Source organism: Stenotrophomonas sp. GW821-FHT01H02A, assembly GCF_059422145.1.
Genome location: NZ_JBWKWI010000006.1, coordinates 61,380 through 73,891 on the forward strand (window position 1 = coordinate 61,380; position 12,512 = coordinate 73,891).

General features: G+C 68.0%; 13 protein-coding genes. 7 read left to right on the forward strand and 6 right to left on the reverse strand.

The window, feature by feature from the left end; genetic code table 11:
* Positions 1-101 precede the first annotated feature (101 nt).
* Positions 102-308, forward strand: a complete 207-nt coding sequence (locus AC07WC_RS10805; RefSeq protein ID WP_019185320.1) for a (2Fe-2S)-binding protein — start codon at positions 102-104, stop codon at positions 306-308.
* A gap of 107 nt (positions 309-415) precedes the next feature.
* Positions 416-886, forward strand: coding sequence for a bacterioferritin (gene bfr, locus AC07WC_RS10810; RefSeq protein WP_019185321.1), 471 nt, complete (start codon positions 416-418; stop codon positions 884-886).
* Position 887: 1 nt separating this feature from the next.
* On the opposite strand, the gene AC07WC_RS10815 is transcribed toward bfr, so the two are convergent.
* The 3 genes from AC07WC_RS10815 to AC07WC_RS10825 are packed head-to-tail and all read right to left on the reverse strand — an operon-like array spanning position 888 to position 5,749.
* Positions 888-3,152 (reverse strand): hybrid sensor histidine kinase/response regulator, encoded by a 2,265-nt coding sequence (locus AC07WC_RS10815; protein WP_495210147.1) that lies wholly within the window; start codon positions 3,150-3,152, stop codon positions 888-890.
* Positions 3,153-3,205: 53 nt separating this feature from the next.
* Positions 3,206-5,065 carry an EAL domain-containing protein gene (locus AC07WC_RS10820; RefSeq protein WP_495209994.1) on the reverse strand — a complete coding sequence of 620 codons (1,860 nt, stop codon included), beginning with the start codon at positions 5,063-5,065 and terminating at the stop codon, positions 3,206-3,208.
* A 57-nt stretch (positions 5,066-5,122) separates the two neighbouring features.
* Entirely contained in the window at positions 5,123-5,749 is a 627-nt protein-coding gene (locus AC07WC_RS10825) for a DUF4126 domain-containing protein (protein ID WP_495209995.1), read from the reverse strand.
* 145 nt (positions 5,750-5,894) lie between these two features.
* Here AC07WC_RS10825 and AC07WC_RS10830 point away from each other — a divergent pair, with 145 nt between their 5' ends.
* The 5 genes from AC07WC_RS10830 (at position 5,895) to ampE (ending at position 9,543) form a co-directional block, all read left to right on the forward strand.
* Positions 5,895-6,644 (forward strand): DUF6776 family protein, encoded by a 750-nt coding sequence (locus AC07WC_RS10830; protein ID WP_495209996.1) that lies wholly within the window; start codon positions 5,895-5,897, stop codon positions 6,642-6,644.
* A 4-nt stretch (positions 6,645-6,648) separates the two neighbouring features.
* Positions 6,649-7,110, forward strand: coding sequence for a bactofilin family protein (locus AC07WC_RS10835; protein WP_495209997.1), 462 nt, complete (start codon positions 6,649-6,651; stop codon positions 7,108-7,110).
* A gap of 54 nt (positions 7,111-7,164) precedes the next feature.
* Positions 7,165-7,554: an iron-sulfur cluster insertion protein ErpA gene (gene erpA / locus AC07WC_RS10840; protein WP_019185327.1), complete on the forward strand. Its 390-nt coding sequence runs from the start codon at positions 7,165-7,167 to the stop codon at positions 7,552-7,554.
* 69 nt (positions 7,555-7,623) lie between these two features.
* Positions 7,624-8,529: an NAD(+) diphosphatase gene (nudC, locus tag AC07WC_RS10845; protein ID WP_495209998.1), complete on the forward strand. Its 906-nt coding sequence runs from the start codon at positions 7,624-7,626 to the stop codon at positions 8,527-8,529.
* A 120-nt stretch (positions 8,530-8,649) separates the two neighbouring features.
* Positions 8,650-9,543, forward strand: a complete 894-nt coding sequence (ampE, locus tag AC07WC_RS10850; protein ID WP_495209999.1) for a regulatory signaling modulator protein AmpE — start codon at positions 8,650-8,652, stop codon at positions 9,541-9,543.
* A 10-nt stretch (positions 9,544-9,553) separates the two neighbouring features.
* On the opposite strand, the gene AC07WC_RS10855 is transcribed toward ampE, so the two are convergent.
* The 3 genes from AC07WC_RS10855 to AC07WC_RS10865 form a co-directional block, all read right to left on the reverse strand.
* A complete protein-coding gene (locus tag AC07WC_RS10855) occupies positions 9,554-9,973 on the reverse strand; it encodes a DUF2752 domain-containing protein (protein WP_495210000.1) in 420 nt (139 codons plus the stop codon).
* The gene (locus AC07WC_RS10860; RefSeq protein ID WP_495210001.1) at positions 9,973-10,332 is read right to left on the reverse strand and encodes a CD225/dispanin family protein; all 360 of its coding nucleotides are present in this window, start codon (positions 10,330-10,332) and stop codon (positions 9,973-9,975) included. The genes AC07WC_RS10855 and AC07WC_RS10860 overlap by 1 nt, the downstream gene beginning before the upstream one ends.
* A gap of 214 nt (positions 10,333-10,546) precedes the next feature.
* A complete protein-coding gene (locus AC07WC_RS10865) occupies positions 10,547-12,436 on the reverse strand; it encodes an MFS transporter (protein WP_495210002.1) in 1,890 nt (629 codons plus the stop codon).
* Positions 12,437-12,512: the final 76 nt, after the last annotated feature.

A 12,512-nucleotide genomic window follows, 5' to 3' on the forward strand; every position in this document is an offset into this window, starting at 1 on the left:
CTGAACCGTATCGAGAATGATTCAGGTTCGAAATTGACAACCATTCTCGTTTCGATTGGAATAGCAACAGGCCGATCCGGGCCTGCCTGCCGAGTCCGCACGTGTACGTCTGCATCTGCAACGGGGTTACCGACCATCAGATCCGCGAAGCCGCCCAGAGCGGTGTCGCGAGCGTGTCCGAGTTGACGATGCGCACCGGCTGCGGCGCCACCTGCGGCTCCTGCCTGGACATGGCGGCCGACCTGCTGGCCAAGTTCAGCGCCACCCACGATCTGCCGCTGCCGGTATTGGGCCTGCAGGCCGCCTGAGCCCCGCCCGCGCCGCCGCGGGCCGCAACTGAGCACGATTCGCGTTCCCTCATGCGCCCACGCGACGCGCTACAGTGCCCGCGATTCCACGCAGCAGGAGCACGCTCATGAAGGGCGACGCCAAAGTCATCGAATTCCTCAACAAGGTCCTCTACAACGAGCTGACCGCCATCAACCAGTACTTCCTGCACGCCAAGATGCTGAAGAACTGGGGCCTGAAGGAGCTCGCCGATCACGAGTACAAGGAATCGATCGAAGAGATGAAGCATGCGGACATCCTGTCCGACCGCATCCTCTTCCTCGAAGGCCTGCCGAACTTCCAGGCCCTGGGCAAGCTGCGCATCGGCGAAAACCCGGCCGAGATCCTGCAGTGCGACCTCAGCCTGGAACGCGACGGGGTGGTGACGCTGCGTGAAGCGGTGGCCTATGCCGATTCGATCGGCGACTACGTCAGCCGCCAGCTGTTCGTGAAGATCCTCGAGTCCGAGGAAGAGCACATCGACTGGCTGGAAACGCAGCTGGACCTGATCGAGCGCATCGGCGAACCGAACTACCTGCTGACCAAGATCGAAGACTGAATCAGCCCTGCAACGGGGCGCGCAGCCGGGCGTGATAGCCGGCCAACGCGATCCGTGCACGCGCGAATTCGGCGATCAACAGCGCCACCGCCACCGCGGGGCGCTCCAGCGTGCCGGCGCGGGCATCATGTTCGATCCGCCAGGCCGCCGCCGACAGGGCCATCGCGCCCACATTCGCACTGGCGGACTTGAGGCTGTGCGCCAACGCGCGCAGCTGGTCCAGGTCCGCCGCGACCGAGGCGTCCTGCAGCTGCCGGATCAACGGTGGCGTGTCATCCAGGAACACGCCGATGATGCGCGCGGTATCCGCGCCGATCACGTCCAGCAGTTCATCCAGCACGTCCTGATCGAGCACCGGGACTGGCGTTTCGTCGCGTAGCGGCGCCGCCGCAGGCGGTGCAGGCGACTGCGCCCAGGGCGGCGGCGATGCGACCGCTGCCTCATCGGTCATTGCACTGCCCCAGCGTGCCAGCACGGCCTGCAGGGTTTCGCGGTTGATCGGTTTGGACAGATAGTCGTCCATGCCGGCCTGCAGGCAGCGCTCGCGGTCGCCGGCCATCGCGTTGGCGGTCATCGCTACGATCGGCAGCCGCGTGGTGCCGCGCGCGGCTTCGTCTGCGCGCCAGCGGCGGGTGGCGTCGTAGCCATCCAGCACCGGCATCTGGCAATCCATCAGGACCACATCGAAGCGCCGGTCGTGCAGCGCTTCCAGGGCCTGCTCCCCCTGCGTGGCAGTCTCCACGTCGCAGCCCAGTACCTGCAGCAGGCGCTGGGCGACCAGCAGGTTGACGCTGTTGTCCTCCACCAGCAGCACGCGCAACGGGAACTGCGGCAATGCCGCGGGCGAGCCCGCGTACTCCACCTCGGCCAGCAGCGCGGCCGGACGTGCGCTGGCGACCACCGGCCGCAGCAGTGCGTGCAGCTCGCTGTCCGCGACCTGTCGCGACAACGCCGGTCCCGGGCCAAGCGCCTCGGGCGCGGGTGCCTCGTCGCCATACAGCCACAGCAGCCGCGCGCCCGCATGCCGCTCGTTGCCGGCCAGTGCCTTCTGCAGCGCCTGGGTGCCATGACGCAGGCCGTCGGTGTCGGCGATGACCCACGCCAGCGCCGGATCGATGCCGGGGCGCTGGGGCGCGCGCAGCACGTCGATCGCCTCGGCGCTGGTCTCCACCGTGTGCAGGCGCAGGTCGTGGTGCTGGGTCACGCGCTCGATGCGCTGGGCCAGCAACGCATCGCGCGTGATCAGCAGCGCGCGGCGCATGTTGCCGATGGCGGGCAGGTCGCCGATCACCTTCAGCAGCGGGATCTCGAACCAGAACGTGGCCCCGTGCCCCGGCGTGGAATGCACGCCGATGCGACCGTGCATCAGATCGATGATGCGCTTGCAGATCGCCAGGCCCAGCCCGGTGCCGCCGTACAGGCGCGTGGTGGAGGCGTCGGCCTGGCTGAACGACTGGAACAGGCGCGCCTGCAATGCCTCGTCGATGCCGATGCCGCTGTCGGCGATCTCGAACCGCAGCTGGTGTTGTGCGTTGGTCTCGCCCTGGCGCAGCACGCGCAGCCGGATCTGGCCGCGCTCGGTGAACTTGATCGCGTTGACCAGCAGGTTGCTGAGCACCTGGCGCAGCCGTACCGGGTCGCCGCGGACCGACAGCCGCACCGCCGGGTCCAGGTCCAGCGAGAGCTGCAGGCCCTTGGGATCGGCGGCGCGCTGCATCAACTGCACCAGACCTTCGAGCAGTTCGCGCAGGTTGAACGTGGTGATCTCCAGGTTCAGGCCCTTGGCCTCCAGCCGGGAGTAATCGAGGATGTCATCGACGATGCGCAGCAGCTGCTGCGAGCTGGTCGCGGCGGTCTGCAGCATCTGCCGCTGGTCGCTGCCGAGTTGACCGCGCGCGATCAGATCGAGCATCGGCAGGATGCCGTTGAGCGGGGTGCGGATCTCATGGCTCATCGTGGCCAGGAACTCACCCTTGGCCAGCGCCGCGGCTTCGGCCGCCTGCTTGGCGCTGAGCAGTTCCTGTTCCAGCTGGTTCTGCTGCTGTCGGCGCTGCTGCAGTTGATCGCGTTCGAGCAGCAGTGATTCGCTGCGCTGCTGCAGCGTATGCAGCTGGTCCTGTGCCTCGCGCCAGCGGCGTACGGCCTGCACCGCCGCGAGCACGGCCAGCACGCCGGTGCCGGCGGCGATGTCGATCCACGGGCCATTGGCGCCGATCCGTGCCATGACGCCCGCGGTCGCGCATACCGCAGCGGCCCCGGCGGCGATCCACAGCGAGGCCGGGGCGGGGGAGGGAGTTGGCCGTCCGTGGCGTCCCATGCTCAGAGCACCGAGTTCTGGAAGTCGAAGTTCAGTTCGCTGCCGGCGGACTGGACCATGTTGCCCTGGATGAAATCGACCCCGCTGATCCACATCGCCGCCGCGGCCTGCGGGTCTTCGATCTGCTGGCCGATGATGCGCAGCCCGGCGCGGTGCGCCAGGTCGATCGCCGCGCGCAGCTCGTCGCGGGTCTGCTGGTTGGCGTGGCTGTTGGAGAAGCGCGCGGCCATGCGCACATAGGCCAGCGGCAGCTGTGCCATCAACGCATTGGCTTCATCGCCCGGCTCGAACTGGCTCAGGCAGAAGCGCACGCCGGCCGCGTGCACGCGCGTGCAGAACTGCTGGAGGGTGACGGTGTGGATCAGGGCGTCGGGCAGGCGCACGTCGATGACCAGTGCGCTGCCATCGATCTGCCGGCTGGCCAGCGACTCCAGCAGCCAGTCGCCGAAGGCATCGCGGGCCAGCGTGCGCAGCGACTGCGAGACGAACAGGTGCAGCGGCTGCGCGGCGTGGCGATACAGATCCAGCAGGCCCAGCGCGTGGTCGAGCACCTGCTGGTCCAGATCGGCGATGCGCCCGGCTGCCTCGGCGGCCGGGATCACCTGGCCGGCGGCCAGCACGCTGCCATCGGCCTGGCGCAACCGCAGCAGCACCTGGTACTGCGCGGTGTTGCCGCCGGCCACGGCGACGATCGGCTGGTAGGCGAGTTCCAACTGGCCCTCCAGCAGCGCCAGATGTTCCTGCGCGGCCACGTCCTCGCGGCGGACATACGCCGCCACGCCGGCGGTGAGCAGGCGGGCCTGCAGCGTGGTGCGTTCGACGGCCTCCAGTGCGCTGCCCGCATCGGAGAAGCCCGGCGACAGCTGGGCATGACCGACCACGCCGCGCAGATGCACCGATTCGTCATCCCGGATCACGAAGGCGCGGGTGGACAGAGGGTCGCGCAGCGCATGCGCCATCGCATCCAGCGTGTCTTCGTCGGCATCGCGGGCCAGGACCAGGAAACTGTTGTCGTTCAAACGTGCCAGCAGGTGCGGCTGGGCAGCGTCGGCCAGGCGCTGGCCGGCCTGGGTCATCAGGCGCTCGAACGCCGCATAGCCGTAGCGTTCGCGCAGGCCCAGCGCGCTGGCGATCTCGATGAAGAACAGGCCGCCGCGATCACGGTGCGCGAGCGATGCGCCCAGCTCCTGCATCACATGATGGCGGGTCGGCAGCCCGGTCTCGGGGTTGTTCATCGCCGGCGCACCGGCGCTGCCCGCCTGCGAGGCGGCCTGTGCACGGGCGCGACGGATCCGGTTGGAAACGGCCGCGATCAGATGGCGCGGGCGGATCGGCTTGCTGAGGAAATCGTCGGCACCGCTGTCGAGCACCTCGAACTGGCGCTCCGGATCCGGATCGCCACTGAGGAACACGATCGGCAACAGCTGCTGGCCGGGTTGCTGGCGGATCAGCGCGGTCAGGCGCATGCCATCCAGGCCGGGCAGATGCAGGTCCATCAGGATCAGGTCGGGGCGGTGCTCGGCGATGGCCTGCTGCACGCCTTCGGCGTCACTGTGCACCAGCGCCTGCATGCCGGCGCCGTGCAGCACGCTCTGCGCGAACAGGGCCTGCGAGCGGTCGTCCTCGACGATCAGGACGCGGTAAGGCGAATCGATGCCGGGTGGCGCCATCTCACCCGCGTCGCTGGCCATCGGCGGCAGCAACGGCGGTGGACTGGCCGGCGCGGGATTCAGCGCCACGACATTGCTGTGCGCCACGGGCGCGGGCGAGGCTTGGCTCTGCCAGCGCTGCCAGTGGTCGGCCGGCGGCGTTTCAGCGCGCACGGCGCGGGGGGATGCAACAACGTTGTCGTGAACGGCCATCAGTACTCCCAGTCTGCGCCGCAATTATGCGATGAACGCTCGAGGGCGGGGCACGCCTCAGCGTGGCAGCGTGCCCGGTTTGACCTGCGTCTGGCCACTGTCGGCCTGGCGCATCAACCAGCGCATCCCCTTCCACAACGTCCGCCAGATCATCCAGACGATCAACGCACCGATCAGGCTGCACGTCACCACCAGGATCAGCGCGAGCCACGGATGCGCCAAGGCGAGCGCCAGCCCGCCGACCACCACGGTGTCTTCGGCGGCCGAGGCGACCCAGTTGCTGGCCGGTTCGGGCGAGGTGTTGAGCAGGGCGCGGGTGCCGGACTTCAGTCCATGGCTGGCCAGGGCCACGCCGGCCCCGGCCACGAGCGCGGTGCCGCTGAGTTCACCGCTGGGCGAGAGTGTGGCGGCCGCCAGGAACGCACCGGCCGGTACCCGGGCCAGGGTCTGGACCAGGTCCCAGACCGAGTCGACCCCGGGGATCTTGTCGGCGAAGAATTCGGCGACCGCCAGCACGGCCGAGGTGCCCAATACCCACCAGGACTCCGTGGCCTGCAGCGCGGGCGGCAGGTCGACCCAGCCGAGCAGGCCGGCCAGGCCGACACCGAACACGGTCAGGTACACGCGAATGCCGGCCAGCCAGGCCAGCAGGATGCCGATCACGAACAGGTGGGCTTCGGTCATGGCACGCGCTCCGGCTGCAGAATGTGCACAGGCGCACACTATCGTGGATGGCGTCCATGAACGCCACTGCCCCGATGCCGGACCTGCGCGGACAAGGCCTTGCCCCTGACTTACACTAGCCCGTCGTTCCAGACAGGGGCCTTCCATGAACAAGCCCACACCTTCCCGCATCCAGATCCGTCGGCCGGGCACGCCGCCCGTGCAGGACCGCAAGCGCCTGCTGGTGCTGGGCGGTGCCTGGCTGTTGTCGCTGATCCTCGCCGTGCTGCTCGGCGCCTGGCTGGGCTCGCCCGGCGGCGACGTCGGCACCCAGCTCAAGGCCGCCGAGACCCGCAACGAGCGCCTCCAGCAGCAACTCATCGAGCTGCAGCAGCGCCAGGCCACCCTGCAGGCCTCCGACCGCATCAGCCGCGCCGCCAATACCGAGGTCCAGGTCTCGCTGGGCGAGCGCGATGAAGAAATCGCCGGCCTGCGCGCCGACGTGGCCTTCTACGAGCGGCTGGTCGGTGCGACCAGCCAGCGCAAGGGCCTGAACACCCATTCGGTGGAGTTCTCGCCGGAGACCGGGGGCACCTGGCAGTACGCCGTGGTGCTGACCCAGAACCTGAACCGCGGGGCGATCAGCCAAGGGCAGATGCGTTTCACGGTCGAAGGCGTCAAGGACGGCAAGCTGACCTCGGTCAGCTGGGACGAGCTGCACCAGCGCACCAAGGTGCCGGGCCAGGAATATTCCTTCCGGTACTTCCAGCAGCTCACCGGCAGTGTGATGCTGCCGCAAGGCTTCACCCCGCAACGTGTGCGGGTCACGCTGGGATCGGGCGCGGGGGGCGCCACCCAGGTATTCGATTGGAAGCAGGCCGGGGCACCGGCGGCATCGGCAAAAGAAGGGGAGTAAGCCCATGTTTGGCAGCAACAAGTCCAACCGCGACGGACATCTGGTCGTGGACGCGCTGATCGGCGCGCAGGTGGTGATCCGCGGGGACGTGGAATTCAGTGGTGGCCTGTACGTGGAAGGCACCATCCTGGGCAAGGTGGTTGCCCAGGACGGCGCCAGCAACGCCACCCTGACGGTGGCCGAGCACGGCGCCATCGAGGGCGAGATCCGGGCCCAGGTCGTGGTCATCAGCGGCCGCCTGGACGGCGATGTCCACGCCAGCGAGCGGGTCGAGCTGACCCCCAGCGCCCGGGTCACGGGCAACATCCACTACCAGGTGGTGGAAATGCACGCCGGCGCCCAGCTGACCGGCCGCCTGATCCACACCTCGGCGCAGATGGCCCTGCCGCCGCCGTCCGGGGAAGCGGACCAGGGCAAGGGCAAGGACACCGCGGCCCGCAAGAAGCTGGCCGAGGCGATGGCCTGAATCGCGCCCGCGCGACACCTTGAAACCGTGCTCATGCAGCCCCATGCTGGGAGCATGAGCACGCTTGTTTCCCTGCCCGGCGCACCCGCCGCCGCGCCGAACTACCAGTCCCTGGACCGTCCGCTGAACTTCACCGAGGCCGCTGCGGCCAAGGTCAAGGAGCTGATCCAGGATGAGGGCAACGCTGCCCTCGCCCTGCGCGTCTATATCGAAGGCGGTGGCTGTTCCGGCTTCCAGTACGGGTTCGAGTTCGATGAGAACCGTGCCGAGGACGATCTGGCGGTCGATACCGCCGGTGTCACCCTGCTGGTCGATCCGCTGAGCCTGCAGTACCTGATGGGCGCCGAGGTGGATTACACCGAGAGCCTGACCGGGGCGCAGTTCGTGATCCGCAACCCGAACGCGAAGACCACCTGCGGCTGCGGCAGCAGTTTCAGCATGTAATGCGCGCGCAACCGTCCTGATGGTCGGTTGCCGCTTGCCAGTCCCGCCGAATGTGGGCAGGCTCTTGCGATGTCCAAATTCTCTTCGCAGCTTTCCGGTTTCGCCTTCGTCAGCGAACCGTTGGAGCGCGCCGATACCCTGCGCGATGACGCCGAAGCGTTGTTGCGCCTGTGGCCGGACGCGCGCGTATTGGTGCTCGACCAGGATGGCACCGCGCTGGCCGGCCATGATGGCCAGCCCCTGCCACTGACCGGCGCCGAACTGGGTGGCGGCCCGGGTACCGCGATCTTCCTCGGCCTGCGCGGCGAGCAGGCGTGGTTCTCGATGGAGGCTGCCGGGCTGTCGGTGACGGCCCCGCAGCGGGTCGACCTGCGGCAGTCCGCGGCGACCTGGTCCGTCGCCGATTCCACCGCCTTCTGTTACGCACGCGGCATGTCGTACTGGCAGTCGCGCACCCGCTTCTGCGGCGTGTGCGGCGGCGCGGTGACCTTCAGCCGCGGTGGCTTCGTCGGGCGCTGCGGCCAGTGCGCCACCGAACACTACCCGCGGGTGGATCCGGCCGTGATCGTGGCCGTCGAAAACCAGGGTCGGCTGTTGCTTGGCCGCCAGGCCAACTGGGCCCCGCGCCGCTATTCGGTGCTGGCCGGCTTCGTCGAGCCCGGTGAATCGCTGGAACAGACCGTGGTCCGTGAAGTCTTCGAGGAAAGCCGGGTGCGCGTGCGCGAGTGCCGCTACCTGGGTACCCAGCCGTGGCCGTTCCCCGGTGCGTTGATGCTGGGCTTTGCGGCGACGGCCGAAGACGACGTGCCGACCGTGAACGGCGAGCTGGAAGATGCGCGCTGGTTCACCGCCGAGGAAGTGGGCGCGGCCTTGGCCCGGGATGTCGAAGACGACGGCGAAGGCATCCGCCTGTCCCCGCCGATCTCGATCTCGCGCAGCCTGATCGAGCACTGGTACCGCCAGCAGGTCGGCTGAGCGTCGCCTGCCGTTGCCGCAGGCTGAACACGCGGCGCGGTACATTACCAACGGCCCGGGGAATTGCCGGGCCGCAAGGCATAGTAGCGGCGCGTTCAACGTCCCGAGCCGGAGGCATACATGTTCACCACCCTGGTCGCCGTGCTGGTTGCCTTGGCCCTGGGCCATGTCGCGCCGGGTGCGGCCGTCGCGCTGCGCCGTTTCGGCCTCTTCCGGCGCTGGCTGCAGTGGCTGGACCGACATGCTGCCGAAGACGGCGCCTGGCGCGGACGCAAGGGTGCCTGGTTGGCGGTGCTGCCGTTCGTCGTGGTGCTGGGCCTGATCCAATGGCTCTTCGATGATCGGGTCTACGGCCTGCCGTCGCTGCTGCTGGGCGTGCTGGTGCTGGTGATGTGCTGGGGGCCGCGCGATCTGGACCGCGACGTCGAGGCGGTGATCGATGCCGATGATGCCCATGCTCGTCACCTGGCGATCGCGCAGCTGCAGTCGGCCGGTGGCAGCCTGCACGAAGACGTCCCTTCACTGGTGGAAGCGACCGTGCTCAACGCGCTGCGCCGCTGGTTCGCCGTGCTGTTCTGGTTCCTGCTGCTCGGTCCGGTCGGTGCGCTGCTGTATCGCCTGCTGGCGTTGCTGGCGGTCGGCCCGATGCGTTCGCTGGCCAGCGTGGAAGCGGTTGCCGGTGCGCGCGTGGTGCTGTCCTGGCTGGAATGGCCGGTGGCGCAGCTGATGTCGCTGTCGATGGCGCTGGTCGGCAACTTCGATACGGCGTTCAAGGCGTGGCGCGAGGCGCATGGCAACCAGTGGTCGGCTTCCACGCATTTCCTCGGTGCGGTCGCGCGCGCAAGCGTGAGTGCCGAGCTGCGCGAGGATGCCCACGATTACAGCGATGCGGGCATGGTGCCGGTATGGCGTCGTCTGCCGGAGCTGCGCGATGCGATGAGCCTGGTGTGGCGCATGCTGCTGCTGTGGATGGCGGTGCTGGCGCTGCTGGTGATTGCCGGCTGGGTGACCTAGCGGTTCGCGCTCAGCCGGGCGCCAACCAGGTAAAGGGTACCCAGGGCAGGTTGCGTGCGATCCAGTACGCCGGCAGCAGCGTCAGCCAGAACGCGGGTTTCATCAACAGCGTGATCAGCGGTTGCAGCACGCGGGGCCGCCAGCCCAGCGCCCAGCCGATGACCAGCGGCGCGATGGCCAGCATCAGCATCGCCAAGGGGTTCATCGAGAATGCGGTGACCACATCGCCATGGGCCAGCGCGTGCAGCGCACGCGTCAGCCCGCAGCCAATGCAGTAATAACCGGTGACCGCCAGGAAGCTGCACGGCGGGAACGGACTGCTGGCGCTGTTGGGGTCGTAGTGCCGCAGCACCCACAACCCCGCGCCGGCCGCCAGGGCGGCCGGCGGCAACGCCGCCAGCAACCAGCGTTTGCCGTGCAGCGCGATCATCAGCTGGCGCTTTCGATCTGCTGCTGGAACTGCTGCATCTGTTCCATGTAACCGTCCACGCCCATGAAGGCCAGCGAGATCACGAACAGCAGCACGCCGGCGATCAGGAAGCCGGTGGTCACCCACGCCCAGATCTTGGCGTTCTTGGAGGCACGACGCGCGCCTTCCAGGTCGCCCTGGTTGAGCAGGCCGTTGACCTTGCTGGCGAACACGATCGCGACCACGCCGGTGACGATGCCCGGGAAGCTCAGGCACGACAGGCAGCACACGAAGAATGCCAGGATGGTGACGACGATCGACCAGATCAGGTGATTCGGGATGCTGCCCGGGGCGGGCGGCAGGGGGGCGGTGGCATTCATCAGCGAAGCTCCATTTGCTTGGGTGGGTGTGTATGGGGTGGTTCCGGGACGAACAACACACGCGATGACGCACGATCGGCAACAGATGGCACGACGGCAGTGTCCGGCATCGAGGGTCCGCCCGCGCCGGCCAGCGCGGGCGAGGTGTCCCCGGCGGTAATCTAACCGATGTGCGCGCCGCCATGTATACGGTTACATGCAGGCAGGGCGGGGCTCAGGCCTGATCACCCCGTAGTTGTCGCACCTGTGCTTCCAGCAGCGATGCCGTGGCGACGTCGCCCGCGATCGGCGCAGACGCAACCACCTCGACATGTGCGCGGAAGCGGCGTGGCACCCGCATGCGGCCCAGGCGCGTGTCGCGTCGGCTCCACATGCTCGACCACATCCCGCGCAGCGCCATCGGGACCACCGGCACCGGACGACGCTCGAGGATCTTCTCCACGCCCGATTTGAATGCACCCATCTGCCCGTCGCGGGTCAACGCGCCCTCGGGGAAGATGCACACCAGCTCGCCCTCGGCCAGCGCCTTGTCCACCTCGTCGAACGCGGCCTGCATCAGCGCGGGGTCCTCGCGCGCGCCGGCGATCGGGATCGCCTTGGCGGTGCGGAAGATCCAGCGCATCACCGGGATGTTGAAGATCCTGTAATACATGACGAAGCGGACCGGACGCGGCAGGGTCGCCGACAGGATCAGCGCGTCCATGTAGCTGACGTGGTTGCACACGATCAACGCTGCGCCTTCGTCAGGCACGTTGGCCTCGATCCCGTGTGGGCGCAGCCGATACAGCGTGCGCACCATCACCCAGCTGAGGAAGCGCATCAGGAATTCGGGAACGATCGTGAAGATGTAGATCGACACCACCGCATTGGCGATCGCCAGGGCCAGGAACAGCTGCGGAATGGTCCAGTCCAGCACGCGCTGGGTGAGCAGGCCCAGGCCGGCGGCCAGCACGATGAACCCCGAGTTCTGGATGTTGAGCGCGGCGAACACGCGCGACATCTCCGACTTGGCCGTGCGGCTCTGGATCAATGCGAACAGCGGCACCACGAAGAAGCCGGTGAACAGGCCGATGCCGACCAGGTCGATGATGATGCGCACGCTGCCCGGCGCCTGCACGAACTGCCAGATCGACAGCCCGGCCGCGGCGGCTTCACCGACCCGCGCGAAGTACAGGTCGAGCATGAAGGCGGTCATGCCGAACGCGCCCAGCGGCACCAGGCCGATCTCCACGGTGCGCCCGGACAGCTTTTCGCACAGCAGCGAGCCGGTGCCGGTGCCGAGCGAGAACAGCGCCAGCGCGAAGATGTACAGCGTGGAGCCACCGCCCAGATTGATTTCGGCGTAGGTTGGCAGCTGCGAGGTCAGCATGGTGCCGACGAACCAGAACCAGGACACGCCGAGGATCGCGTTGCGCACGGCCTTCTGCTTCTTGGCCATGCGCAGCACGGCCAGCGACTCGGGCAGCGGATTCCAGTTGATCTTCAGGTCCGGCGCGCCGGCATCGACCTTGGGAATCATCCGTGCGGTGAGGTTGCCGGCCACCGCCAGCACGATCACCGCGGTCGCGGCCACGATCGGGCCATGGCTGCCCGCCAGGGTGAAGATCAGACCGCCGGCGATCATGCCGGTCAGGATCGACAGCGACGTGCCCATCTCGACCAGGCCGTTGCCGCCGGTCAGCTCCTCGGGCTTGAGGATCGAGGGCAGCACCGAGTACTTCACCGGTCCGAACAGGGTGGACTGCATGCCGGTGCAGAACAGCGCGATCAGCAGCACCGGCATGCTCTCGGTCAGGAAACCGAGCGCGGCCAGCGACATGATCGCGATCTCCATGGTCGTGGTGATCACGATCAGCCGCGACTTCTCCAGCTTCTCCGCGATCTGGCCGGCCAGCGCCGAGAACAGGAAGTACGGCAGGATGAAGATCGCCGGCGCCAGGTTGGTGTACAGCGAGCGCTCTTCGATCGGCGTGCCGAGGAAGAACAGCAGGGCGATGATCGCCTGGCGGTAGACGTTGTCGTTGAACGCGCCCAGGGCCTGGACGATGAAGAAGGGCAGGAAACGACGTTGCCTGAGCAGGGCGAACTGACTATGGCCGGACATGGAGACTCCTTGCGAACCGGCGCAGCCTAGCATTCTCACCGTTGGCGCAGCATGGCAGCGCCGCAGGAGGGCGCGG

What these genes read in the sequence shown, in the direction of transcription:
- AC07WC_RS10860 (WP_495210001.1), bottom strand. Translation starts at nt 10,332, where the DNA reads ATGAATGCCACCGCCCCCCTGCCGCCCGCCCCGGGCAGCATCCCGAAT.
- AC07WC_RS10830 (WP_495209996.1), top strand. Translation starts at nt 5,895, where the DNA reads ATGAACAAGCCCACACCTTCCCGCATCCAGATCCGTCGGCCGGGCACG.
- AC07WC_RS10865 (WP_495210002.1), bottom strand. Translation starts at nt 12,436, where the DNA reads ATGTCCGGCCATAGTCAGTTCGCCCTGCTCAGGCAACGTCGTTTCCTG.
- nudC (WP_495209998.1), top strand. Translation starts at nt 7,624, where the DNA reads ATGTCCAAATTCTCTTCGCAGCTTTCCGGTTTCGCCTTCGTCAGCGAA.
- AC07WC_RS10835 (WP_495209997.1), top strand. Translation starts at nt 6,649, where the DNA reads ATGTTTGGCAGCAACAAGTCCAACCGCGACGGACATCTGGTCGTGGAC.
- ampE (WP_495209999.1), top strand. Translation starts at nt 8,650, where the DNA reads ATGTTCACCACCCTGGTCGCCGTGCTGGTTGCCTTGGCCCTGGGCCAT.
- AC07WC_RS10820 (WP_495209994.1), bottom strand. Translation starts at nt 5,065, where the DNA reads ATGGCCGTTCACGACAACGTTGTTGCATCCCCCCGCGCCGTGCGCGCT.
- erpA (WP_019185327.1), top strand. Translation starts at nt 7,165, where the DNA reads ATGAGCACGCTTGTTTCCCTGCCCGGCGCACCCGCCGCCGCGCCGAAC.
- bfr (WP_019185321.1), top strand. Translation starts at nt 416, where the DNA reads ATGAAGGGCGACGCCAAAGTCATCGAATTCCTCAACAAGGTCCTCTAC.
- AC07WC_RS10825 (WP_495209995.1), bottom strand. Translation starts at nt 5,749, where the DNA reads ATGACCGAAGCCCACCTGTTCGTGATCGGCATCCTGCTGGCCTGGCTG.
- AC07WC_RS10855 (WP_495210000.1), bottom strand. Translation starts at nt 9,973, where the DNA reads ATGATCGCGCTGCACGGCAAACGCTGGTTGCTGGCGGCGTTGCCGCCG.